24 protein-coding genes are annotated in these 24,805 nt (G+C 54.4%); 13 read left to right on the top strand and 11 right to left on the bottom strand.

Annotated elements, in window-relative coordinates; all coding sequences use genetic code 11:
• Positions 1-141: 141 nt before the first annotated feature.
• The 8 genes from hemW to ACPXV9_RS01975 form a co-directional block, all read right to left on the bottom strand.
• Positions 142-1,341, bottom strand: coding sequence for a radical SAM family heme chaperone HemW (hemW, locus tag ACPXV9_RS02010; protein WP_423894119.1), 1,200 nt, complete (start codon positions 1,339-1,341; stop codon positions 142-144).
• Positions 1,341-1,949 (bottom strand): RdgB/HAM1 family non-canonical purine NTP pyrophosphatase, encoded by a 609-nt coding sequence (rdgB, locus tag ACPXV9_RS02005; RefSeq protein WP_423894117.1) that lies wholly within the window; start codon positions 1,947-1,949, stop codon positions 1,341-1,343. Before rdgB ends, hemW begins: the two co-directional genes overlap by 1 nt.
• Positions 1,942-2,397: a DUF4426 domain-containing protein gene (locus ACPXV9_RS02000; protein ID WP_423894116.1), complete on the bottom strand. Its 456-nt coding sequence runs from the start codon at positions 2,395-2,397 to the stop codon at positions 1,942-1,944. The genes rdgB and ACPXV9_RS02000 overlap by 8 nt, the downstream gene beginning before the upstream one ends.
• 17 nt (positions 2,398-2,414) lie before the next feature.
• Entirely contained in the window at positions 2,415-3,008 is a 594-nt protein-coding gene (gene metW / locus ACPXV9_RS01995; protein WP_423894318.1) for a methionine biosynthesis protein MetW, read from the bottom strand.
• A 13-nt stretch (positions 3,009-3,021) separates the two neighbouring features.
• Positions 3,022-4,170: a homoserine O-succinyltransferase MetX gene (metX, locus tag ACPXV9_RS01990; protein ID WP_423894114.1), complete on the bottom strand. Its 1,149-nt coding sequence runs from the start codon at positions 4,168-4,170 to the stop codon at positions 3,022-3,024.
• Between the two features lie 33 nt (positions 4,171-4,203).
• Positions 4,204-4,803 (bottom strand): YggT family protein, encoded by a 600-nt coding sequence (locus tag ACPXV9_RS01985; protein WP_423894112.1) that lies wholly within the window; start codon positions 4,801-4,803, stop codon positions 4,204-4,206.
• Between the two features lie 93 nt (positions 4,804-4,896).
• Complete coding sequence (gene proC, locus ACPXV9_RS01980; RefSeq protein ID WP_423894111.1) at positions 4,897-5,718, bottom strand: pyrroline-5-carboxylate reductase; 822 nt, start codon at positions 5,716-5,718, stop codon at positions 4,897-4,899.
• A 63-nt stretch (positions 5,719-5,781) separates the two neighbouring features.
• The gene (locus ACPXV9_RS01975; RefSeq protein ID WP_423894109.1) at positions 5,782-6,459 is read right to left on the bottom strand and encodes a YggS family pyridoxal phosphate-dependent enzyme; all 678 of its coding nucleotides are present in this window, start codon (positions 6,457-6,459) and stop codon (positions 5,782-5,784) included.
• 42 nt (positions 6,460-6,501) lie between these two features.
• Between ACPXV9_RS01975 and ACPXV9_RS01970 the strand changes: the two genes are divergently transcribed.
• The 12 genes from ACPXV9_RS01970 to ACPXV9_RS01915 all read left to right on the top strand — a co-directional run bounded on the left by ACPXV9_RS01970 (position 6,502) and on the right by ACPXV9_RS01915 (position 20,044).
• Positions 6,502-7,536 carry a type IV pilus twitching motility protein PilT gene (locus ACPXV9_RS01970; RefSeq protein WP_423894107.1) on the top strand — a complete coding sequence of 345 codons (1,035 nt, stop codon included), beginning with the start codon at positions 6,502-6,504 and terminating at the stop codon, positions 7,534-7,536.
• A gap of 50 nt (positions 7,537-7,586) precedes the next feature.
• A complete protein-coding gene (locus ACPXV9_RS01965; protein ID WP_423894105.1) occupies positions 7,587-8,729 on the top strand; it encodes a PilT/PilU family type 4a pilus ATPase in 1,143 nt (380 codons plus the stop codon).
• Positions 8,730-8,860: 131 nt separating this feature from the next.
• Positions 8,861-9,931: a hypothetical protein gene (locus tag ACPXV9_RS01960; protein ID WP_423894104.1), complete on the top strand. Its 1,071-nt coding sequence runs from the start codon at positions 8,861-8,863 to the stop codon at positions 9,929-9,931.
• Between the two features lie 145 nt (positions 9,932-10,076).
• Positions 10,077-12,077, top strand: a complete 2,001-nt coding sequence (gene tkt / locus ACPXV9_RS01955; RefSeq protein WP_423894102.1) for a transketolase — start codon at positions 10,077-10,079, stop codon at positions 12,075-12,077.
• Between the two features lie 30 nt (positions 12,078-12,107).
• Entirely contained in the window at positions 12,108-13,136 is a 1,029-nt protein-coding gene (gene gap / locus ACPXV9_RS01950) for a type I glyceraldehyde-3-phosphate dehydrogenase (RefSeq protein WP_423894100.1), read from the top strand.
• Positions 13,137-13,234: 98 nt separating this feature from the next.
• Positions 13,235-14,872, top strand: a complete 1,638-nt coding sequence (locus ACPXV9_RS01945; RefSeq protein WP_423894098.1) for a methyl-accepting chemotaxis protein — start codon at positions 13,235-13,237, stop codon at positions 14,870-14,872.
• Between the two features lie 137 nt (positions 14,873-15,009).
• Positions 15,010-16,170 carry a phosphoglycerate kinase gene (locus ACPXV9_RS01940; RefSeq protein ID WP_423894096.1) on the top strand — a complete coding sequence of 387 codons (1,161 nt, stop codon included), beginning with the start codon at positions 15,010-15,012 and terminating at the stop codon, positions 16,168-16,170.
• A 57-nt stretch (positions 16,171-16,227) separates the two neighbouring features.
• Positions 16,228-17,292, top strand: a complete 1,065-nt coding sequence (fba, locus tag ACPXV9_RS01935; protein WP_423894094.1) for a class II fructose-bisphosphate aldolase — start codon at positions 16,228-16,230, stop codon at positions 17,290-17,292.
• A gap of 79 nt (positions 17,293-17,371) precedes the next feature.
• Positions 17,372-18,346, top strand: a complete 975-nt coding sequence (locus ACPXV9_RS01930) for an alpha/beta hydrolase (RefSeq protein ID WP_423894092.1) — start codon at positions 17,372-17,374, stop codon at positions 18,344-18,346.
• A 23-nt stretch (positions 18,347-18,369) separates the two neighbouring features.
• Entirely contained in the window at positions 18,370-18,720 is a 351-nt protein-coding gene (locus tag ACPXV9_RS01925; RefSeq protein WP_423894091.1) for a HopJ type III effector protein, read from the top strand.
• A 98-nt stretch (positions 18,721-18,818) separates the two neighbouring features.
• Positions 18,819-19,211, top strand: coding sequence for a rhodanese-like domain-containing protein (locus ACPXV9_RS01920; protein WP_423894089.1), 393 nt, complete (start codon positions 18,819-18,821; stop codon positions 19,209-19,211).
• A gap of 53 nt (positions 19,212-19,264) precedes the next feature.
• Positions 19,265-20,044: a substrate-binding periplasmic protein gene (locus tag ACPXV9_RS01915; RefSeq protein ID WP_423894087.1), complete on the top strand. Its 780-nt coding sequence runs from the start codon at positions 19,265-19,267 to the stop codon at positions 20,042-20,044.
• A gap of 76 nt (positions 20,045-20,120) precedes the next feature.
• Here ACPXV9_RS01915 and serA read toward each other — a convergent pair whose 3' ends face one another.
• Positions 20,121-21,350, bottom strand: coding sequence for a phosphoglycerate dehydrogenase (gene serA, locus ACPXV9_RS01910; protein WP_423894085.1), 1,230 nt, complete (start codon positions 21,348-21,350; stop codon positions 20,121-20,123).
• A gap of 145 nt (positions 21,351-21,495) precedes the next feature.
• On the opposite strand from serA, the gene ACPXV9_RS01905 reads away from it, so the two are divergent.
• On the top strand, positions 21,496-22,167 hold the full coding sequence (locus ACPXV9_RS01905) for a fumarylacetoacetate hydrolase family protein (protein ID WP_423894083.1): 672 nt from the start codon (positions 21,496-21,498) through the stop codon (positions 22,165-22,167).
• Here the strand turns inward: ACPXV9_RS01905 and ACPXV9_RS01900 are convergent.
• Both ACPXV9_RS01900 and ubiM read right to left on the bottom strand, forming a co-directional pair.
• Positions 22,125-23,201 (bottom strand): AraC family transcriptional regulator, encoded by a 1,077-nt coding sequence (locus ACPXV9_RS01900; protein WP_423894082.1) that lies wholly within the window; start codon positions 23,199-23,201, stop codon positions 22,125-22,127. The two genes, ACPXV9_RS01905 and ACPXV9_RS01900, sit on opposite strands and share 43 nt — an antisense overlap.
• Before the next feature lie 53 nt (positions 23,202-23,254).
• Positions 23,255-24,445 carry a 5-demethoxyubiquinol-8 5-hydroxylase UbiM gene (gene ubiM, locus ACPXV9_RS01895; protein ID WP_423894080.1) on the bottom strand — a complete coding sequence of 397 codons (1,191 nt, stop codon included), beginning with the start codon at positions 24,443-24,445 and terminating at the stop codon, positions 23,255-23,257.
• Positions 24,446-24,805: the final 360 nt, after the last annotated feature.

The raw sequence follows: 24,805 nt of genomic DNA, 5'->3' as shown, positions 1-24,805 counted from the left end.
ATATCCAATATGGAGAGTTTTTAACGGTGCCCCTTGCTGATGTTGTTTCAATACAGCAGGCGCAGCTTGGAATTTTACTCTAGTGTAGCAGTGGTTTTGAGGGTTTGCGTGATCCTCACAGGCTATTTTGGTTAACTTTATCTACTGATTTTCCCGCATAAATTCGCCGACGGCCGCATTCAGGTAACGCATTCCCAAACTGGTGGTTTGCAACCTCTCACCTGAGGAACTGAGCAATTCTTGCTGCTGCAGCTTTTGCAGGGCCGGTTGCAGCACCTCCGGTGACAAGCCGGTGCGTTGGCGAAACAGACTGGTCTCTACCCCTTTGACCAGTCTCAGTGCGTTCATCATAAATTCCAAAGGAAGGTCATCACTATCGATAACGCGAACGCCGGCACAAAAGTCCCGCTCAGGATCGAGGTAGTAATTGGGTTGGCGGGTCTTCCAGCGGCGTTCAATTCGATGGTGATTGGCGTCAGTGATCTTGCCGTGGGCACCGGCGCCAAGCCCGAGATAATCACCGAAACGCCAGTAATTGAGGTTGTGGCGCGATGGCTTGCCCGGTTGTGCGTAGGCTGAAACTTCGTAGTGTTCAAAGCCGGCATTGGCCAGCAGGGCCTCTCCGGCATCCTGAATGTCAGCGAGCAGGTCGTCTTCGGGCAGTAACGGTGGGCGCGAATAGAATTCGGTGTTGGGTTCTACTGTCAGTTGATACCAGGACAGGTGTTCAGGGTTGCAGTCTATCGCCGCAGTCAGATCGGCGCAGGCCTGTTCCGGGGTTTGATCGGGCAGACCATGCATCAGATCGAGGTTGAGGTTGTCAAAGCCTGCGGTTCTCGCCATTTCCACGGCACGCAGGGCTTCATCGCTGCTGTGGATACGTCCGAGTTTTTGTAGGTGTGCGCCATTAAAACTTTGAACGCCGATGGAGAGGCGGTTAATGCCGGCCTCACGGAAGCCGGAAAATTTTTGTTGTTCGGCGGTGCCGGGGTTGGCTTCCAGAGTGATTTCAATGTCGCTTTCAAAGCCAATTCGCTGTTCCAGCTGATCGAGCAATCGGGCAAAGCTGTCGGGGCCAAACAGGCTGGGAGTGCCGCCGCCAAAGAAGATGCTGTGGATGGGCCGGCCTTGCACCAAATGAGCGTCCTGCGCCAGATCCTGCAGCAGACAATCGATGTAATCACTTTCGGGCAGGCCGCTGTCGCTGGCAGTCTGAGCATTAACGCCGATGGCGACATGAGAATTAACGCCCGTGGCGACATGAGAATTAAAGTCGCAATAGGGGCATTTGCGAACACACCAGGGGATGTGGACATAGAGCGAGAGCGGCGGCAATTCCATCAGCGGTCGCCGAGTAACGCCAGCATTTGTTCCAGCGCTTTACCGCGGTGGCTCAAAGCATTTTTTTGTTCCTTGGTGAGCTCTGCCGAGCTGCAGTTTTTCTCCGGGACATAAAACAGCGGGTCGTAGCCAAAGCCGCCAGCACCGGCCTGTGCGTGCAGAATATGCCCTTCCCAGCTGCCCTGGGTAATCAGCGGAGTCGGGTCTTCGGCGTGCTCCATAAACACCAGAGCGCACTGGAACCGGGCGGTGCGCTCCTCGGTGGTCAAACCTTCCAGGCAGTTGAGCAGCTTTTGATTGTTGTCGGCATCGGTGGCATCGGCGCCGGCAAAACGCGCCGAGTAGATCCCGGGTTGGCCGCGCAGGGCGTCCACTTCCAATCCTGAATCGTCGGCCAGAGCCGGCAGCCCGGAGTGGTGACTGGCAAAACGGGCTTTGATGATGGCATTTTCGACAAAGGACAGACCGGTTTCCTCCGGGCTGTCACTGGTGAAGTCGGACATGGGCAGGACTTCAAAACCCAGCCCCGCTAACATGTGCTGAAATTCTTTCAGTTTGCCGGCGTTGCCGCTGGCCAGAACCACTTGCTGCATCTTGGTGTCACTCATCGACGTAGAGCTTCTTGGTGATATTAAGCGTGTAGTTTTCACCGTCGATGGCGACAGTCAGATCCAGGTGCACAATCTCTTCATTGATGAAGCGAAACGGTGCCAGATAGTAAACGGCATCCCCCTCTTTGATTTGCTGGAACTTCAGTTGCGATTGCTGCTGCATCAGGTTGGTAGCGGTGCCTTTGAGGTCGGCAGCCAGACCAACACTGTTGCCGGTATTGGGGTTGGGTACTACCGAGACATTGATCAACGCCTGATCCCGGCCTCTGGAAAAACCATAGGTGTTGGCAATTTCCGGCTGCAGAAACGAACTGGTAAAGACGCTGACAATCACGGTGTGGCGATCGAATTGATGAAACGGTGACGGGTTGTCAGAGGCCTGGCTGGTGGCCGTTGCTACAAGCAGTAACAGCCCCATAAATGAGCGAACGAGGTTGAGGTACATCACGGTAATCTCCGAATCTATTTTTTACGCAGGTGGTACAGTGCTGTTACGCCAAACAGGTTGGGTTGGACGTTTTTGAGCTGTTCGCCAAGCCCGGCTTCTGCCACTACTTCCCGGTGCAATACATCAATGTCCATCTCATGGCACAGCACCTCAAAATCTTTGAAGGTGCAAAAGTGGATATTCGGGGTGTCGTACCACTCGTAGGGCAGCAGATCCGATACGGGCATCCGCCCCTTGGTCAGCAGGTGCCAGCGGGCTTTCCAGTGGCCAAAGTTGGGGAAGGTGACGATGCACTCCTTGCCGATACGCAACATGTCAGCCAGTACCTTGTGGGGTTCGCGCATGACCTGAAGGGCTTGAGTCATAACCACCATGTCAAAGCTGGCATCAGCAAAGTTGTCCAACCCCTGAGTGATGTCCTGATAGATGGCGTTGACGTTGTTCTGGATGCAGGCGTTGATCTGACGGTTGTCAATTTCCAGGCCGTAGCCTTCCACCTGCTTGTCCTGTTTCAGGCGGGCCAGTAGCTCGCCTTCACCGCAGGCCAGATCCAGCAGCCGGCTGTTGTTGGGGATCCAGTTGACGATAATGTCCAGATCGCTGCGCACCTTGTGATTGGCTTTAATCATCGATCTCAATCCCCTTCATGTAACTGGTGAAGATGTTCTGGTAGTCCTCGATGGGGATCAGAAACGCGTCGTGACCAAACTCGGATTCGACCTCGGCGTAGCTCACAGATTTATTGGCGGCGATCAGTGCATTCGCGATTTCTCGTGAGCGTTCCGGGGCAAAGCGCCAGTCGGTGGTAAACGATACCACCAGAAATTTGCATTGGGCGTGGCTGAAGGCCTTAACCGGATCATTGTCGTACTCGCGGGCCAGATCGAAGTAATCCAGCGCCTTGGTCATCAGGATATAGGTATTGGCGTCAAAACTGTCCGAGAAGGCGTCGCCCTGATAACGCAAATAACTCTCTACCTGAAACTCCACGGGCTCATCGCTGCCCAGAGCAAAACTGCCTGAGCGCAATTCGCGGCCGAACTTCTGACCCATGCCGTCCCCGGACAGATAGGTGATATGGCCGATCATGCGTGCCACCGACAGGCCATCCTTGGGGTAGGTGCCTTCGGCTTCGTAATCGCCGCCACAAAAATTGGGGTCGGAGGTGATGGCCTGCCGCGCAGTTTCATTGAAGGCAATGTTCTGGGCCGTCAGTTTCATGGCGGAGGCGATCACCACGCAGTGGCGCAGGCGCTCCGGGTACTCCAGTGCCCAGCGCATGGCCTGCATGCCGCCGAGACTGCCGCCGACCACCGCGGCCCATTGCTGAATGCCGAGTTTGTCGGCTAGGCGAGCCTGAGAGTTGACCCAGTCGCGGGCGCGCAGGTTGGGAAAATCCTTGCCCCACACCTTGCCAGTGTCGGGGTTGATGCTGCGTGGTCCGGTGGAGCCATGACAGCCTCCCAGATTATTCAGCGACACCACAAAAAAGCGGTTGGTGTCGATGGGCTTGCCCGGGCCTATGTACTTGTCCCACCAGCCGGGTTTACGGTCGTCTTCGGAGTGAAAACCGGCCGCGTGGTGGTGGCCCGACAGGGCGTGGCAGATCAATACCGCGTTCGACTTGCTGGCATTGAGCTCACCATAGGTTTCGACCACCAGATCATAGGCCTTGAGCTCTCGCCCTGAGGCCAGTGTCAGTGGCTCGTCGAAGTGAAACGTCTGGGGGGTTACCAACCCCACAGAATCTTCGGGAAATACTTTGGTCATGCTGAATCCGATCGCTGCTTATATGGCCAAAAACTATATGCCTAATACCAGGGCGTGAGCGCCGCTGCTGTACATGCCGGCGGCGTTGGCCAGGTGCTTGATAATGACCTGGACAACATTCAACGCCAGAAAGGCAAAGATGGGCGAGATATCAATCCCGCCCATGTCTGGCATGATTTTGCGGAACGGTGCCATCACCGGCTCTACCAATTGATGAATCAGCATCAGTGCCGGGTTGGGGCTGTTGGGAGCCAGCCAGCTGGCGATCACCATAATCAGCAGGCTCCAGAAGTAAACGTTGGCGGTCAGTGACAGCAGGCCAATCACGGCCCAGGTAATCACTTGTACCGGATTGAGTACGCCGGCCCCCATGATCAACGCGCTGACCTGAATCACCAGATATTGCAGAGCAAGTGCCAGTATCAGTGAGGCCACGTCGATACCAAAAACGCCTGGAATAATCCGGCGCAGGGGAATCAGCAGTGGGTTGGTGGCTTTTACTGCAAACTGGGATATGGGGTTATAAAAGTCGGCTCTGGCCAGTTGCAGCAGAAAGCGCAGCATCACAATCAGCAGATACAGTGAGCCCAGAGTTTGAATAACCAGAATGCCGATTTCCTGAAGTGCAGGCATAGTTGATCCTTTGTGTATTTGGCGTGCCTTGGGTGTTGGCGGCACGCTTTGCATTGTTGGTCGTGTTGTTGGTTACGTTTTTTCTGCCGCGCCTCAGGCGCCCAATTCCTTGGCCATTTCCACCGAGCGATCGGAACACTTCTGCATGGCTTTGGCCACGGTGTCACGCAATCCGTCGGCTTCAAAAGACAGAATAGCCTGTTCCGTGGTGCCGTTCGGTGATGTCACCCGTCGTCGCAATTCGGCGACATCCACATCGCTGCTCTGTGCCAGCTTGGCGGCGCCAAGTGCGGTTTGCAGGGTCAGTTCGGTGGCCGCTTCGCGGGTCAGCCCCTGAGCCACACCGGCTTCAATCATTGCCTCCATCATCAGGAAGTAATAGGCCGGGCCACTGCCGGAAACCGCAGTCACCGGGTCGATCAGTGCCTCGCTGTCGAGCCACTGGACGATGCCTACGGCTTCCAGAATGTCGTTGGCCAGTGCCCGTTGTTCACTGCTGGTGTTGGCGTTGGCGTAGAGACCGCTGGCGCCGGTTTGCACCAGTGCCGGTGTGTTGGGCATGCAGCGCACGATGGCCAGATTATTACCCAGCCACTGGTCCAGACTGCGCATATCGATACCGGCAGCGATGGAAATAATCAGCGGTTGATGGGTCAGATGGGGCTGCAGCGCCGTGCACACCTGCTCCAGAACCTGAGGCTTTACCGAGAGAATAATGACATCGCAACCCGCAACGGCCTCGGCATTGTGTTCGTGGGTGGCGATACCGAACTGTTGATGCAGTTTATTACGGCTTTCTTCGAAAGGGTCGCTGGCGCTGATCTGTGAGGCGGCATAACCCTTGTTGATCAGGCCGCCAATGATGCTGCTGGCCATATTGCCGCCGCCGATAAAGGTCAGTTTTGCTGTAGTCAAAGTTCTAATTTCCAAATCTGTTGTTTAGTGCAAGGCGCGGAAATGATACAAGCGCTTCCGGAGTCAGTTTCTGGCGCCAAAAATGTCGGTGCCTATTCTAACAATGGTGGAGCCCGCTGCAATGGCGCTTTCCAGATCGCCGGACATGCCCATGGAGAGGGTATCCATGTCGCTGTCCAGTTGCGCTAACGCCTGTTGCACTTTGGCAAAGGTGGCTCGCTGTTGACTGACGTCCTGAGATGGCGCTGGGATAGCCATTAACCCTCTGATGTGGAGGTTTGGCAATGCTTTGATGGCATGATAGAGCTTTGGCAATTCCGCCAGAGTGATACCCGCTTTGGTGTCTTCATTATCTACGTTGATTTGCAGGCAGATATTCAGAGCCGGCAGGTCCGCCGGACGTTGTTCGCTGAGACGACGGGCCACTTTTTCCCGGTCGACACTGTGGACCCAGTCAAAATGCTCGGCGATGGCCCGGGTTTTATTGGATTGGATCGGGCCTATATAGTGCCACTCGATATCCAGATCGTTAAGTTGCTGTTGCTTTTCCAGTGCTTCCTGCAGGTAATTTTCACCGAAGCAGCGCTGTCCAGCCGAATAGGCGGCTCGAATGTCCTCGCAGGGCTTGGTTTTGCTGACGGCCAGCAATCGGGCACTATCCGGTTTGCGTCCGGCCTGTTGCAGAGCTTTGTGAATTCGGTCTTGGACAACAACAAGGTTGTCTGGAATCATCTTAGACATATACTTAGTATTCTAATAAAAGCTCTAGCGTAAGGTTGTCGTATGGATATTACAGAACTTCTGGCGTTCAGCGCCAAACAGGGAGCGTCGGATTTGCACCTGTCGGCGGGATTGCCGCCCATGATACGGGTTGATGGCGATGTGCGCCGCATTAATTTGCCGGCAATGGAACACAAGGAAGTACACAGCCTGATCTACGAGATCATGAACGACAAGCAGCGCAAAGATTACGAAGAGTTTCTGGAAACGGATTTCTCGTTTGAAGTGCCGGGTGTGGCCCGCTTCCGGGTCAATGCCTTTAACCAGAACCGCGGTTCCGGTGCGGTATTCCGGACCATTCCTTCCAAGGTGCTGACCATGGAAGAGCTGGGTATGGGGCAGGTGTTTCGCGATATCGCGGCCACCCCGCGCGGTATCGTACTGGTGACCGGGCCCACTGGTTCCGGTAAGTCCACCACGCTGGCGGCAATGATGGACTACATCAACGACAACAAGTACGAGCACATTCTCACCATCGAAGACCCCATCGAATTCGTGCACGAATCGAAGAAGTGCCTGGTCAACCAGCGGGAAGTGCACCGCGACACCCACGGCTTTGCCGAAGCCCTGCGCTCGGCGTTGCGGGAAGATCCGGACATCATTCTGGTGGGTGAGATGCGGGACCTGGAAACTATTCGCCTGGCTCTGACCGCGGCGGAAACAGGCCATCTGGTGTTCGGTACCTTGCACACCACCTCAGCGGCCAAGACCATTGACCGGGTGGTGGATGTATTCCCGGCTAACGAAAAAGCCATGGTGCGTTCGATGCTGTCGGAGTCTCTGCAGGCGGTGATTTCCCAGACTCTGCTGAAGAAAAATGGCGGTGGTCGTGTGGCGGCCCACGAAATCATGCGCGGTACCCCGGCGATTCGTAACCTGATCCGGGAGGATAAGGTGGCGCAGATGTATTCGGCAATCCAGACCGGCGCCTCGGTGGGCATGCAGACCATGGATCAGTGTCTGGCGGATCTGGTGGAGCGCAAGATCATTTCCCGTGAGCACGCTCGTGAAAAAGCCAAGATGCCGGAAAATTTCTAACGCCTGAGACGTTCACTAAGACGCATTAAAAAAATAAAAGAGCCAAAAAGATGGATTTTGAAAAACTGCTGAAATTGATGGTCGAAAAGGGCGCATCGGATTTATTTATCACCGCCGGTGTGCCGCCTTCAATGAAAGTGCATGGCAAGGTGGTGCCAGTGACAACCACTCCGCTGTCCCCGGAGAAAGCCCGTGAGACGGTGCTGAATGTGATGAACGAGAAGCAGCGCAAAGAGTTTCTCGACAAAAAAGAGCTGAACTTTGCCATCAGTGCCCGCGGTGTTGGACGCTTCCGGACCAGTGCCTTCTATCAGCGCAATCTGGCGGGTATGGTGCTGCGGCGCATTGAAACCCAGATTCCGAAAATCGATGATCTGGGGCTGCCTGCCATTATTCACGATCTGGCCATGACCAAGCGTGGCTTGATTATTTTTGTGGGGGCTACCGGTACCGGTAAGTCCACCTCGCTGGCTGCGATGCTGGGGCATCGCAACGAAAACTCCAAGGGTCATATCATCTCCATTGAAGACCCCATCGAATTTATTCACCAGCATCGCGGTTGTATTGTCACCCAGCGGGAAGTGGGCATTGATACCGACTCGTTTGAAGTGGCACTGAAGAACACCCTGCGACAGGCGCCGGATGTGATCTTGATTGGTGAGGTGCGTACCCGTGAGACCATGGATCACGCCATTGCCTTTGCTGAAACCGGTCACCTGTGTCTGTGCACCCTGCACGCCAACAACGCCAACCAGGCGCTGGACCGCATTATTCACTTCTTCCCGGCCGATCGGCACTCGCAGTTATGGATGGACCTGTCGCTTAATCTCAAGGCGATCGTGGCACAGCAGTTGATCCCAACCCCTGATGGCGAAGGTCGTCGCGCCTGTCTGGAGGTGTTGCTCAATACCCCATTGGCTGCGGACATGATTCGCAAGGGCGAGGTGGCGGACCTGAAAGAGCTGATGAAGAAGTCCACCGAGGTGGGTATGCAAACCTTCGATCAGGCGCTCTATAAATTGTATGAGTCCAATGAGATCACCTATGAGGACGCATTGGTCTACGCTGATTCGCCCAACGATCTGCGCCTGATGATCAAGCTGGGTAAAGACAATGATGCGGAGTCTTTGCACAGTGCTTCAGAAGGGCTGACCTTACAGGACGATGGCTCTGAAGATCGGCGTTTGTTCTAAGGTCGGTGACAAACTTGGCCGCCCAGGCTTTGTAAGCAAAAGTAAAAAACCTCAACGGCGCCAGTGTGGACGGTTACACTGGCGCCGTTTTTTCTGGATAGAATTTTTCGGTTAGGGATAAAGCAGTTGCCATGAGCATGATTGATATTTTTGCCGGTGCCAGCGCGCGTCGCCACATTGAACACAACGGCTTGCGACCAGAGCATATTGCCACGGTTTTTGGTGCATCCGGTGCGGCCAAGTGGTTGGCGATCTATGGGTTGGATCAGGTGATACTCAATCAATGGTTGCCGCAGTCCGAGCAGCCGGTGAAATTGTTTGGCACCTCAGTGGGTGCATTCAAGCTCGCTTCTGCGTGCCACGCTGATGGCAACGCTGCGATGGCGTCACTGGCTCAAAACTATATTCACCAGAGCTATCCCGGCGATCATATTGGTCCGGATGAGATTGAACGCGAATTCAAGAAAATTACCGAAGGCATCATCAGTGCAGATAAGGCCGATGAGGTTTTATCTCATCCCAAGTACCGTTTTTCCTGTGGTGCGGTGCGTTGTCACGGCGGCCTGGCCAGCACCAGTCAGACCCGGCAGAAACTGGCGGCGACCGGTGCGGCGTTAAAAAATGTAACCGGGCGTCGAGGTTTGGTAAAACAGCTCGATCGTGTGGTGTTCTGTGACCCTAGAGCCGAGTTTCCCATTGCGGGCGTCGATGGCTATCGCACCGACAAGGTTGAGTTGACCCGGGATAACTTTACCCCGGCAGTGAAGGCTTCGGGATCCATTCCAATCTATATGCACGAGGTGCGGGACATAGGCGGTGCCGGCCCCGGTGTTTACCGCGACGGAGGCATGCTGGACTATCATCCGGTGCCGGGCAATCTGTGGCAGAGCGACGAGTTGATTCTCTACCCCCACTTTTACCCGTATTGCAAAGAGGGCTGGTTCGATAAGCTGCTGAAATGGCGTAAGGCACCCGCGGAGTTGATGGATAACGTGATTATGATCTCGCCGTCACAGCAGTTTCTCGACGCCATCGAACTGGGGCGTATTCCCGATCGCGCTGATTTTGTCACCATGGCCGACAACAATGATGAGCGCATTCGCCTGTGGCAGGAGGTGGTCGATCGCACCGCTGAAATGGGTGAGGATTTCCTGAGTTGGGTAAATTCAGACAACCTGATCGCCCGGGTCAAGCCAATCTGAAATGATTTGCCCAGATTGATGATTTTTTAGCCGCTTAGCCCTTTACTGTCATGGCCTTGTGAGAGAGAATGGCGCCCTTTTTTTCAGGGGGCCAAATCTGTGCCTTTCCCCCGCCGAAATCACCATCCGAAGGAGTCTTCAATTCATGTCATCTCGCGCTGAATTAGCCAATGCCATCCGTGCCCTGAGCATGGACGCCGTCCAGAAAGCCAACAGTGGTCACCCCGGTGCCCCAATGGGTATGGCGGACATTGCCGAAGTACTCTGGAATGACTTTTTAAAGCACAATCCGCAAAACCCGGATTGGGCCGATCGCGACCGCTTTATCCTGTCCAACGGTCACGGTTCCATGCTGATCTACTCCCTGCTGCACCTGAGCGGCTACGATCTGTCCATCGACGATCTGAAAAACTTCCGCCAGCTGCACTCCAAGACCCCGGGTCACCCCGAATACGGTTATGCACCGGGTGTTGAGACCACCACCGGTCCTCTGGGTCAGGGCATCACCAACGCTGTGGGTATGGCGTTGGCTGAGAAAATTTTGGCTGACCAATTCAACCGTGATGGCCACGACATCGTTGATCACTACACCTACACCTTTATGGGCGATGGCTGTTTGATGGAAGGTATCTCCCACGAGGCCTGCTCACTGGCGGGTACTTTGGGTCTGGGCAAGCTGATTGCGTTTTACGATGACAATGGCATCTCTATCGACGGTGAAGTGGAAGGCTGGTTTACCGACGATACGCCGAAGCGTTTTGAATCCTATGGCTGGCACGTGATTCCGGGCGTTGATGGTCACGACAGCAACGCCATCAAGGCTGCCATCGAAGCCGCCCGCGCTGAAAGCGACAAACCCACCATCATCTGCTGCAAAACCGTGATCGGTTTTGGTTCGCCCAACAAGCAGGGTAAAGAAGAGTGTCACGGCGCGCCTCTGGGTGACGACGAAATCGCTCTGGTGCGCAAGACCCTGAACTGGAATCACGGCCCGTTTGAAGTGCCTGCCGAGGTTTACGAAGGTTGGGATGCCAAGAAAGCCGGTAGCGAGGCTGAAAACGAGTGGAATGGCCGCTTTGAAGCCTATAAAGGCGCCCACCCTGAGCTGGCCGCTGAATTCGAGCGCCGCGTGATCAAGGGTGATCTGCCAGCAGATTTCTCTAAGCAAGCCGATGCCTACATCCGCGAGTGTCAGGAAAAAGCTGAAAAAGTAGCCTCCCGCAAGGCTTCCCAAAATACCCTGAACGCCTTTGGTCCACTGCTGCCGGAACTGCTGGGCGGTTCTGCTGATCTGGCCGGTTCCAACCTGACCTTGTGGGGCGGTTGCAAGGGCGTGGAAGCCAAAGACGCCAGTGGTAACTACATCTACTACGGTGTGCGCGAATTCGGTATGAGCGCGATCATGAACGGCATCGCCTTGCACGGCGGTTTCGTCACCTACGGCGCCACCTTCCTGATGTTTATGGAATACGCCCGCAACGCCGTGCGCATGGCCGCACTGATGAAGCAGCAAAGCATCTTTGTTTACACCCACGACTCCATTGGTCTGGGTGAAGACGGTCCGACTCACCAGCCGGTTGAGCAGATTGCCAGCCTGCGCACCACCCCGAATATGCAGGTGTGGCGCCCCTGTGACACCGTGGAATCAGCGGTGTCCTGGAAGTCTGCGGTTGAGCGCCGTGACGGCCCCACTTCTCTGATCTTCAGTCGTCAGGGGCTCGCGCCTCAGCCACGCACCGAAGAACAGCTGCAAAATATCGCTCGCGGTGGTTACATTCTGAAAGATTGTGACGGCGCACCGGAAGCCATCATTATTGCCACCGGTTCCGAGATTGAGCTGGCGGTTGCTGCGGCTGACCAGTTGAATGGTCAGGGCAAGCAAGTACGTGTGGTCTCCATGCCGTGTGCCGAAGCTTTCTGTGCTCAGGACGCCGCCTACCGTCAGGAGGTTCTGCCTCTGGAAGTGGTTGCCCGCGTTGCGGTGGAAGCCGCGCACGAAGACTACTGGTACAAGTTTGTAGGACTCGACGGCCGCATCGTCGGCATGAGCACCTTTGGTGAATCCGCGCCCGGCGGTGAGCTGATGAAAGAATTCGGCTTCACCGTTGAAAACGTGATTGCCGCCGTTGAGGAAACTCTGGGTTAATCCCGGAGCTTTCCAGAACAACATCGCTGTATGAAAACGCCCTATCGTCTGGCCATTAACGGTTACGGTCGCATAGGGCGTTGTGTTCTTCGGGCCCTGTTCGAAAATAATCTGCAAGATCAATTGCAGGTTGTGGCCATTAACGAACTGGCTGACTGTAAAACCATTGCCCACCTTACCCGCTACGACTCTACCCATGGCCGCTTTCCGCTGCCGGTGGATGTGGCCAATGACGAGTTGGTGATTGGCGAACATACCATTCGGATTCTTCATCACGAAGACATTCAGGATTTGCCCTGGGCTGAGCTGGGGGTGGATCTGGTGTTGGAATGTACCGGCGCCTTCAGCGATCGCGCCACCGCCGAACGGCATATTCAACAGGGGGCCAGGCGGGTCCTGTTCTCCCAGCCATCGGAACCCTGTGTCGATGCAACTGTGGTGTTTGGGGTTAATGAGTCTTCACTTAAGTCGAGCCATACCATAGCCTCCAGCGCTTCCTGTACCACCAATTGCAGTGTGCCGGCGATCAAGGCTCTGGACGATGCCTTTGGGGTCGAGAGCGGCATTATCACCACCCTGCACTCGGCCATGAACGATCAGCCGGTGATTGATGCCTACCACCACACCGACCTGCGCAAGACTCGCTCGGCCATTGCCGCCATGATTCCGGTGGACACCGGGTTGGCTAAAGGTATTGAGCGGGTGCTGCCCAACCTCAAGGGGTGTTTTGCCGCGCAGGCCATGCGCGTCCCCACGGCCAATGTTTCGGCCATTGATCTGACGCTGAGTGTGCAATCTCCGGTGACGGTGGAGCAGGTGAATCAGGCATTAAAACTGGCCGCTGCAAACAGTTTTAATGGTGTGATGAGCTATACCGAAGAACTGCTCACTTCCTGCGATTTCAATCACGATCCCCACTCAGCCATTGTTGACGCTGGACAGACCCGCGTGGCAGGGAATCAGATCAAGGTGCTGCTCTGGTTTGATAATGAATGGGGCTACGCCAATCGCATGCTGGATGTCAGCCGCTACTGGCTGGGTCAGACTGCAAACGCTTAATATCTTCGGCCCTCTGCCGACAATCAATTCAATGCTCGCCTCAAATAATGCCTAAACTATTAAGTTAGGTTGATCCTCTGTTTGGTGGAGAATTGATGATGAAATACCTACGCGCTGTGTCCATTCGTGTCCGCTTGGTTCTGATTGTTAGTGGCGTTGTTCTCGGTATGGCCGTGATGGTTGGGGTGAATTTGTCGACTCAGCATTCCACGCTCTATACCCAGCAGCAAGTTAAGATCAAATCTTTGGTCGAGACTGCCTACAGCATTATGGTGGCGCGTCATAAGCAACAGCTCGATGGGGCTCTGACGGAGCAACAGGCCCAGCAGTTGGCCATGAGTGAAATTGCCAGCCTGCGCTATGAAGGTGACAATTATTTTTGGCTCAACGACTATCAGCCAGTCATGTTGATGCACCCGTTCAAACCCCAGCTTCAGGGTCAGTATCTGCGTGAAAGCAAGGATCCCGATGGCACCTTTATGTTCCGCAACATGGTGGAGCTGGTTGAAGCCCAAGGCGAAGGTTTTGTTCCCTATAAGTGGCCCAAGCCCGGCGCGGATGAGCCTGTGGACAAGCTGTCGTTTGTCAAAGGGTTTGAACCCTGGGGCTGGATCGTGGGCACCGGAGTCTATCTCGATCATGTCGATACCATGTTTGCCCGGCAGATGGCGACCAACTTGATGATCGCGTTTGTGGTGATAGGTGTGGTGGCGGGCTTTGTCTATTTCACCGGGCGCAGTATTTTATTGCCGGCCAATCGCATTTCTCAGTTGATGGAAGATATTGCCGAAGGTGAGGGTGATTTGACGCGCCGTCTCGATGTGTCCGGTAAAGATGAAATTTCGGATCTGGCCAATCATTTCAATGTCTTCTCCGAAAAAATGCGCTGTTCATTGAGCGAGTTGTCCGCGAGCTCCAAGGGGGTGATGGATTATGCCGATGAGCTGCAACAGGCGAGCCACTCACTGAATGGCTCAACCCAGTTGCAAAACGATGCCAGTACTCAGGTTGCGGCCGCCATGGAGCAGATGTCGGTCAATGTCAAAGAGGTCAGTGGTAACGCTGAAAATGCCGAGCAGGCAGCGATAGCGGCACAGGACAATACCAGTTCGGGCAAGCAGACGCTGTCGGAAACGATCGAGCAGATTACCTCGTTGTCTGGCAGTATCGACAGGGTCAGTGGAGTGATAACCAACTTGTCTCAGGAGTCCGATAATATCGGCACGGTACTGGATGTGATCCGCAGCATTGCTGAGCAAACCAATCTGTTGGCGCTGAATGCGGCGATTGAGGCTGCCAGAGCTGGTGAACAGGGCCGTGGATTTGCGGTGGTTGCCGATGAGGTGCGCACTTTGGCTAGTCGCACCGGGCAGAGTACCGATGAAATTCAGCAAATGATTCAGCGTCTGCAGTCTGAGGCTCAGCAGGCGGTAGCGGCGGTTGGAGAAAGTCAGCAAACCTCACAGGCAACCATTGAAATGGCAGGCCGCGCCGATGCGGCCCTGTCTGAAATTGATAAGTTGATGGAAACCATTTCACAGATGAATAGCCAGATTGCCCGGGCGACCAACCAGCAATCAGAAGCCGTGGACGAAGTTACCCAGCGGGTCAATGAGCTGTCGGGGGTTGCGGATGAGTCTGCCGAGGTTTCAAATCAACTGGCTGCGACCAGCAGCCACTTACGCGACAGCAGTCAACAAATGTCCGAGGTTGTCAGCCGTTTCAAGTTGTCGTGATGAGTGCTAATTTGCTGTCGATTGAGCGGTGAGGGTAAGACGCATATTTTGCGGCTTGAGCCTGTGAGAATCGGGGCGCTTCCGGTATCATAGCGGCCTGAAAATTTGACCCTCCGACAAGCTAGAGAATAACTTCTATGTCTGTAATCAAAATGTCTGATCTGGACCTGGCTGGCAAGCGCGTCCTGATCCGCGAAGACCTCAATGTACCTGTGAAAGATGGCGTAGTAACGAGTGATGCCCGTATCCGTGCCTCTCTGCCAACCATTGAGCTGGCATTAAAAGCCGGTGCCAAGGTAATTGTTATGTCCCATCTGGGGCGTCCTACCGAAGGCGAATACGAAGAGAAGTTCTCCATGCAGCCGGTTGCCGATCATCTGGGCAAGCTGCTGGGTCGTCATGTACCGGTGGTCAAAGCCTGGCAGTCAGGTGTGAATGTCGATGATGGCGAGCTGGTGCTGCTGGAAAATGTACGCTTTAACGTCGGTGAAAAGAAAGACGACGAAGCGCTGTCCAAAGCCTATGCCGAACTGTGTGATGTGTTTGTGATGGATGCCTTTGGCACCGCGCACCGCGCTCAGGCCTCTACCCACGGCGTGGGCAAGTTTGCTCCGGTTGCCTGTGCTGGTCCGTTGCTGGCGGGTGAGCTGGATGCTCTGGAAAAAGCTCTGGCCAATCCGGCCCGTCCGATGGTGGCTATTGTGGGTGGCTCCAAGGTGTCTACCAAGTTGACCGTACTGGAGGCCCTGTCTGACAAGGTCGATCAACTGATCGTTGGCGGCGGTATTGCCAATAATTTCCTGGCGGCTTCCGGCAAGCCGGTAGGCAAGTCCCTGTACGAGCCCGATATGCTGCCCCAGACCGAAGCGTTAATGGCCAAGTGCGATATTCCTGTGCCCACCGACGTAGTTACTGGTAAAGAGTTCTCCGAAAGTGCGACCGCCGAGTTGAAAGCCTCTGGCGATGTCGCTGGCGACGATATGATTTTCGACATTGGCCCGGATTCTGCGGCCGCTCTGGCCAATATCCTCAAAGATGCCAAGACCATTATCTGGAACGGGCCGGTGGGTGTATTTGAATTTGACCAGTTTGGCGAAGGCACCAAGTCCCTGTCCAAGGCGATTGCCGACAGTGACGGTTTCTCCATTGCCGGCGGTGGTGACACTCTGGCGGCGGTGGACAAATACGAGATTGCCGATAAAGTATCCTACATCTCCACCGGCGGCGGCGCCTTCCTGGAGTATGTGGAAGGCAAGGTGCTGCCAGCGGTAGCGATGTTGGAAGAGCGCGCCAAGTGACCGGCTGTCATTAACAATGACACAAAATAATTTTTTTACATTTAAGAGGGAAAAATCATGGCCCTGATTAGCATGCGTCAAATGCTGGATCACGCCGCCGAGTTTGGTTACGGCGTACCGGCTTTCAACGTTAACAACCTGGAGCAGATGCGCGCCATCATGGAAGCCGCTGACCAGACCGATTCTCCGGTCATTGTTCAGGCGTCTGCCGGTGCTCGCAAATACGCCGGTGCTCCATTTCTGCGTCATCTGATTCTGGCGGCCATCGAAGAATTTCCGCACATCCCGGTTTGTATGCACCAGGATCACGGTACCTCGCCTTCCGTGTGCCAGCGCTCTATTCAGCTGGGCTTTAGCTCGGTGATGATGGACGGTTCTCTGGGTGAAGACGGCAAGACCCCGACCGACTACGAATACAACGTCGACGTGACCAAGCGCACTGTGGATATGGCCCACGCCTGTGGTGTTTCCGTGGAAGGTGAGCTGGGTTGTCTGGGCTCTCTGGAAACCGGTGAAGCCGGTGAAGAAGACGGCATCGGTGCAGCGGGCAAGTTGACTCACGACCAGATGCTGACCGATCCGGAAGAAGCGGCAGACTTTGTTAAGAAGACCAATGTCGATGCTCTGGCCATTGCCTGTGGCACATCCCACGGTGCTTACAAATTCACTCGCCCGCCCACAGGCGATATTCTGGCCATCGATCGTATCAAGGCGATTCACGATCGCATTCCCGATACTCACCTGGTGATGCACGGTTCTTCATCGGTACCCCAGGAGTGGCTGGCGGTGATCAACGAGTTCGGTGGTGAAATCCCTGAGACTTACGGTGTGCCGGTTGAGCAGATCGTTGAAGGCATCAAGCACGGTGTGCGCAAGGTCAATATCGACACCGATCTGCGTCTGGCGTCTACCGGCGCGGTGCGTCGCTTTATGGCTGAGAACAAAAGTGAGTTCGATCCACGTAAATTCCTGAGCAAAACCGTGGATGCCATGAAAGACATTTGTGTGGCTCGCTACGAAGCCTTTGGCACTGCCGGTAACGCCAGCAAAATCAAAGTAGTCAGCCTGGACGATATGTTCCAACGCTACGAGAGTGGTGAGCTGGATGCTAAAGTAAAATAAGCCAAGACGGTTATTTTCTTCAAAGGCTTTTACGAGTGATCGTAAAAGCCTTTTGTTTATTCGGCGCAAGGAAAAGGCCATGCCACTGACAACCAATGATTTGAATGCCATTAAACGGGCCATGCCGGTACTGGACTTTGGGCATGCGCACGGCAGGTTTGTTGATGACCCTCTGGTTCAGTCTTACCTCAATCATTACCGCATAAATTTTTCCCGGGAGTTGGATGGAGTCAGTCATAACTTTGGCTATTTTCAGGCGCCTGAATTTAAACTGGCCTGCCATATCTGGCGACCCGGTGTGACGGTCAAGGGCACGATCATTTTTAAGCATGGCTATACCGATAATGTCGGATTGATGCAGCACGCTTTGCGCGCTTTTTTGTGCGATGGCTGGGCGGTGGTGGCGTTTGATTTGCCGGGGCATGGTTTAAGCTCCGGCAAAATAGGTTGCATTGGGTCCTTTGATCAATACCGTGCCTGTCTGGATCGTTGTCTGAAACTGGCTCGTGGCAACCTGCCAAAGCCTTGGAATGGCGCCGGTCAGAGCACGGGTGGGGCAATCTGGTTTAATTACTTGCGCCAGCACGACAGTGACAGCGAGGTGAATACGGTGGTGATGTTTGCGCCGCTGGTTCGTATCCTGAACTGGCACAGATTAAAATTCCTGTTTCCGATATTGCGTCATGTCACCTCTTTGAGACCGCGCGTTTTCAGCAAGAATTCCAATGATCCGGAGTTTCTGGCTTTCGTAAAAAATCACGATTTGATGCAGCCGCCCGGAACCCCTATGCGCTGGGTGGCTGCCATGCGCGATAACATCGATGCCTTTATGAGCGCCCCCAAAAGTGATCGGCCATTGAAAATAATATCGGGCGATTGCGATCGCACGGTGGATGCCGATTGGAATTTAAACGTTATTAAAGAAAAATTTCCGCAGGCAGACATTACGGTGATTCCGGGGGTTCGCCATCAGGTTGTTAATGAATCCGAATCGCTGCGGCATAAGATTTTCACAGAAGCGCTGGATTGGTTGAACCAATTCAAGGCCGATTAATTATCGATAGGAAGGAACATAAAATGAATCTTGAGGGCTTGCTGAATCAGGTAAAAACATCACCGCAGAGTATCGAATTTGCTGACGTCATGGCAGTGATTGATGCGGTTTACGATTTTGAACCAACCGGTTTTACCAACGGTGACACTCGCAATGAAGCGGGTGAAAACAACGGTTCGTGCAAGATTTTTGGCTTTGCCCGCCTGCAGAACCTGTCGGAGCCTCAGACTCTGGCGCTGTTCGGGGATTACTATCGCAGCGATGTGCTCAAACACCTGAACGGCAGCGATCACCAGAACATTCGCAATTTTATGAAACAGGGCTGGGAGGGCGTGCTGTTTGATGCCAACCCGCTGACCGAGAAAGAGGCGTAGAAAGCTGCAGATTTAATCTGGGTCCCCTAGACCTTGGTGTAATAGTGGCTGGCACGGATATTCCCTAGACTGCGGCAAAACTGTTTGTGGAGTAGTGCATGTCTTTGCTGATCAGTGCCCGGCAATTGGTCGAGGAAGCCAATTGCCTGATTGACACCCTATCCCTTGAAGAGGCCGATGCTCGCCGATCGGATTCCGGCGTGCAATTTGTCGATATCCGCGATGTCCGTGAGCTGGAAAGAGAGGGAATGATTCCCGGAGCTTTTCATGCACCGCGTGGCATGCTGGAGTTCTGGATCGATCCTGAGAGCCCCTATTTCAAACCGGTGTTCGCCGAAGAAAAGTTGTTTGTGTTTTATTGCCAGTCCGGCTGGCGCTCGGCGCTGGCGACCGCCACCGTACAGCGCATGGGGCTGGATAATGTCTGTCATATAGAGGGTGGTTTCAACGCCTGGAAAAAGGCCGGTCTGGATATCAAACCCAAACAGTGAGTTATTCTCTGGGGCAGTCTGAGGTAATGGCTCCCAGGGTCTATACTTTTCTCATGACTTATTCGCTGTTTGCCTCTGGGTTGGTGCGCTGGTTGCGCAACGCCTTATTGTTGCTGTCTTTGGTCTGGCTGGTGCAGCCGGTTCATGCTGGCAGCGAGCAATCTGTTCCGCTGGCCATCTCCCAGCCGCTGAAGGTTTCCTTTACCGAATTTCGGCCCTACGGTTATACCGATATCGACGGGGTGCCTAAGGGCACCATAGTGGAAATTGCCAGAGAATTACTGGATACCCGTCAGTTCTCCTACACATTGGGCTCCAAACCGACCGCAAGAATCTATCATCAACTCAAGGTCGGTGAACTGGATCTCTACCTCGGGCCCCAAGGGGTGCCCACCTTGCAGGGGCATGTGTGGGAGGTTCAGCTCCCGGAGCAGTACAGCGTTACACTCTACCTTTGGCGAAAAGCCGGTACGCCGGAAACGGTTGAGCTGGAGGATCTGCGCGGCCAGAGTCTGGCTGTGATTAACGGTTTCACCTATCGTGGTCTTATCAATAAGATCGAGGCGCCGGAATTTCAGGTGAATATTCACAAAACCAGCAGCCATGAAAATGCGTTTAAAATGTTGGTCAGTGGTCGGGTCGATTATCTGCTCGATTATGGCATTCCCATTGAGGCATTGCTGCCGATGCACCCCGAGATTACGTTGCACCGCCACCTGATTCAGGAGAGGCGGGTGGCATTGATCATTTCCAGAAAATCTCCACAGGGCGAGGCACTGTTTAGCGCCATTAATCAGGCTGTGATTGAGCGCTTCCCTGCTGTGGTGCCGTAGCCAAAAAAAACGGGCTGCACCCTTTCAGGTTCAGCCCGTTGCCTATGGCGCTAAGTGTGCCGCGATGGCGTGGATATCAGAACAATACCCGGCAGCGCACAGTGCCTTCAATTTCACGCAGTTGCTTGAGTGCGACATCGCTGTAATCGGCGTCGATATCCACAACCACGTAACCAACATTTTCATTGGTTTGCAGATACTGCGCAGCAATGTTGATGTTGTTGTCAGAGAAAACGCTGTTGATCTTGGTCAGAATGCCGGGCACGTTCTTGTGAACGTGCAGCAGGCGGTGGGCGTTGGCGTGACTTGGCAGGGCCACTTCCGGAAAGTTCACGGAAGAAATGGTGGTGCCGTTGTCTGAGTACTTGGCCAGCTTCTCGGCCACTTCCAGACCGATGTTTTCCTGGGCTTCCATGGTGGAACCGCCAATGTGCGGGGTCAGGATGGCGTTGTCGAAGGCGCGCAGCGGGCTTTCGAATTCTTCCTCGTTACCGCGTGGCTCCACCGGGAAGACATCAATGGCACAGCCGGCCAGATGCTTGGATTCCATGGCTGCGGCCAGGGCGGGAATATCCACCACGGTACCGCGAGCGGCATTGATAAAGATGCTGCCGGGCTTCATCGCGGCGAATTCGGCCTCGCCCATCATATCTTTGGTGGCGGCGGTTTCCGGTACGTGCAGGCTCACCACATCGGCCTTATTGAGCAGGGTTTGCAGGTCGCGGATCTGGGTGGCGTTGCCCAGTGGCAGCTTGGTGACGGTATCGTAAAAGATTACGTTCATACCCAAGGCTTCGGCCAAAACCGAAACCTGCGAGCCGATAGAGCCGTAGCCAACAATGCCCAGGGTTTTACCGCGGGTCTCAAAAGATCCTACTGCAGACTTGAGCCAGCCGCCGCGATGGCACACGGCGTTTTTCTCGGGAATGCCACGCAGCAGCAGAATGGCCTGACCCAATACCAGCTCGGCTACGGAGCGGGTGTTGGAGTATGGCGCGTTAAAGACGGCAACGCCGTGTTCCTGGGCGGCTTTCAGGTCGACCTGATTGGTGCCGATGCAGAAGCAGCCCACGGCAATCAGTTTGGGGGCGTTTTCAAAGACTTTACGGGTCAATTGAGTGCGCGAGCGAATTCCAACAAAGTGAGCGGTTTTAACCTTCTCGATCAGCTCGGCTTCCGGCAGAGCCGTTTTAAGGTACTCAATATTGTCGTAACCAGCGGCGTTGAGGGTTTCAACGGCGGACTGATGAACGCCTTCCAGCAGCAAAAAGCGGATTTTGCTTTTTTCCAGAGATGTATTGGCCATATAGCTCTTAACCTGTATTTGGTAATCTGGCGTCTGAGTTCCCATGAAGCTGAGCTTCAGGCGCCGGCAAAAATTTTGGGGGCGCATATTACCAGAAATTAGCACCAAAAATCTCTATTTTGATGAATCTTTAACCGGGGAAAATATGAGTTATCAGCACACCATGAAAAACGGTGAAATAGTTGATCTGCCTGTGGGCAAGGTTGTCTGTGTGGGGCGCAACTATGCCGAGCATGCCAAAGAGTTAAATAATCCGGTGCCGACGGAGCCCATCCTGTTTATCAAGCCTGCCAGCGCTGTGGTGGATATGCGCCAGCCAATCGTGATTCCGGAAGATCAGGGCAGTTGTCACATAGAAACCGAAATGGCGCTGCTGATAGGCAAGGAGTTGCGCCGCGACACCGGGCCGCAAGTGCTGGAAGCCATTATCGGTGTGGGCCTGGGGTTTGATCTGACCCTGCGCGATGTCCAGAACCGCCTGAAAGACAAGGGGCACCCCTGGGAGAAGGCCAAGGCTTTTGATGGCAGCTGCCCGCTCTCACCTTTTGTTTCACCTTCAGGGTTTCGCTGGGATGATGTTTCGATAGAATTGCGGCGCAATGGCGCGGTGCAACAACAGGGCAACTCCGGGGATATGATTACCGCAGTCGCGGAGCTGTTGAGTCACATTGCTCAGCATTTTGCGTTGCAGCCCGGGGATGTGGTGTTGACCGGGACGCCGGCCGGAGTGGGGCCATTAAGTGCTGGAGATGAACTGTTGGCGGTACTGGATGATCAGCTGTCTGTGGCTTCAGAGGTGGTCGCACGTTGCTCTTGAGCGGCGCCCGATTGGTTGTTTCTTTGCGCCAGATGGGTCTCACGGTATTGGCCCGGCGTCATGCCGGTCCACTTTTTGAAAGCCCGGGTGAAGGCGCTGGGTTCTGAGAATCCCATTAAAGAAACGATCTCGTTGATGGGGGTGTTGAGTTCCACCAGGTGATACACCGCCTTGTTATGGCGTACCTTGTCTTTGATTTCCTGGTAGGTGTTGCCCTCTTCCTTGAGTCGGCGACGCAGGGTTTGGGTGGTGGTGAACAGGCGTTCGGCAACCACTTCGAAGGGCAGTTTTTCCACGGCATCTTCTTTTTGCAGCATGCGCTGAACCGTAGCGGTCAGGCTATTGTCGGTCTGATAGTGGGTGAGCAGGCAGGCGGGTGCTTCGTCGAGAAACTCCGACAGGCTCTGCTGGGTTTGCACAATCGGCATGTCCAGAAAGCGGCTGCCGAAAACAATGCTGTTGCTCTGTTGGCCAAAGAATTGTTGGCAGGGGAACATGGCGTCAAACAATTCTTCCCACTCGGGCTTTTCAAATCGGCAGTTGATGCGCTCCAGCAGAATCGGTCGATCAATCATCCAGCCGGCCCAGCGGGTGATAATCAGATACAGCGAGGTGATGATAAAGGCTTCGTTGAGGCCTTTTTCATTGTTGACTTCGTAACTGATGGTGGCCTCTTCGCCGCTTTCGGTGAGGCTGATGCTCAAATCATTGTGGAACAGAGCGTAAAAGCGTGCATGGCGTTTGATCGCTTTGCGCAGTGTCGGGGCGGTGATATTGGCCATGGCACTCATGGCAAAGGTGCCCGGTTTAAAGGAGTGCTTGTAGAAGCCGCCGGACTCGTCACCCATTAATGTCCAGGTGGTTGTGAGCAGTCGTTCGTATTCATGCAGAGTGATACAGGCGTTGCTGTTATCCAGTAACTGTGGATCCAGATTGGCTTGCAACAGGATTTCCTGTGGGTCGAAGCCACAGGAAACTGGCCCTTCAAAGAAGTGCTTTAAATAGCTGGATGAAATAATCGGGCGCTCAGTCATGCATTGATTGTAACAACCAAAATCGCCGAGGTTAAATACAGCTAAAGAAAACTTTACCGTATTTGTGTCAGGCGATGGGTTATCAGCTTTTTGAAAGGCGAAATATTGTTGCCGATACGCAGGGCCGCTTTGCGCGCCAGACGCGCCACCGGTTGATCGTCAGTATAAAGTTTTACAATCAGATTGGTGCTGTCGTACAGAGGTCTGGCAAGCAATTGATGGCGGGCCTCGTAGTTGTGCAGCACCCACGCGCTGCCAATATCTTTACCTTGCTGCTTGGCTTTGATGATTTGACTGGCCAGAGTGTCGGCCGAGCGCAGCCCCAGATTGTAGCCGTGCGCTGTGACCGGGTGCATGCCCACGGCGGCATCCCCAATCAGCGCAAAGCGCTTGCCAATGAATCGATCAGAGTAGGCGCCGACTAGCGGGTAGGCGAAGCGCTCGCTGATCAGTTCCATGGCACCCAGCCGGTGGTCGAGCATGTCTTTTACTTGGTGTGCGAAATCTTCAGCACTGAGGTCGGTGAGTTCACTGGCACGGGCAGCTGGTACGGTGATGACTATGGATGATTGCAGCTCTCCCAATGGCAGAATGGCGCAGGTGCGGCCGTAGCGGAAGCACTCTTGGGCGGTGTTACGATGATCCAGTTGATGCTTCATGTTGCAGACAATCATGACTCGGCCATAGTCTTTCATCTTGGCGCCAATGCCCATCATGCGGCGGGTGCCGGAAAAGCGGCTGTCGGCGGCGACGGCCAGTGGTGCTTCAATGCGGTGGCCACTTTCCAATGTGATCAGGGCGGAGGTATTGCAGCTCGATACCGTCGCCACCTTCTGTTCCAGTAGCAGTTCAATGTTGGGGTGATGGATGACTTCGTCATAGAGCGCCTGACGGATACGATGATTGGCTACCAGATAACCCAGAGGCGCTTCCTGATCGTCGCTGCGTTCAAAGTGCAGGGCATAGGGTGAGTCGCCATCCTGTACGGTGGCTTCGCGCAGCGGGTGGATGTGCTCCGGGTGAAAGCGCTGCCAGACGTTGAGTTCCTGCAAAATGGTTTTCGACAAATGGGTCATGGCGATGTCGCGGCCATCCATCGCCGGGTTGGCGATCTGTTCGCGACTTTGCTGGTCGATCACCACAACCTGTAAGCCGGACTTGGCCAGTGCGCAGGCAAAACTGAGCCCCGCCGGGCCACTGCCGACGATAACGATATCTTTGTGCATGGTTTGTGGTGAAGACATAGCGCTTACTCTGCAAATTTAAAACAGGGAGACGCTATCACAGGGAGCGTTATAAAAAGCTGATCGTAATCAATTTGTTATAGGGATATTGATTTGTGGGTAGTTTTCCAGAGTTCGGGCTGAAGATCTGTGGCGGGGATTGGTTTCTGAAACCGTATGCCGCAAGGATGCAGCATCCGAGCTTACAGGGACGTATTCACAGCGTGTTTCAGAAACCAATCCTCGGTGCAGATCGCTCCGATTTAGATGGCATGCTAATCCCATAGAGGCCGCTACCGGCTTCCTGCCTCTCGCGAATACGCCCGCCAAGGATGGCGGAAGTGCAGATACTGCAGGAGCATTTATCTGCCCGTACATCCT

Origin of the sequence: Candidatus Pelagadaptatus aseana (assembly GCF_040362265.1) — a bacterium.
Classification (GTDB): domain Bacteria; phylum Pseudomonadota; class Gammaproteobacteria; order Pseudomonadales; family Cellvibrionaceae; genus Pelagadaptatus; species Pelagadaptatus aseana.
This window is presented reverse-complemented; position numbering and strand designations above follow the sequence as displayed.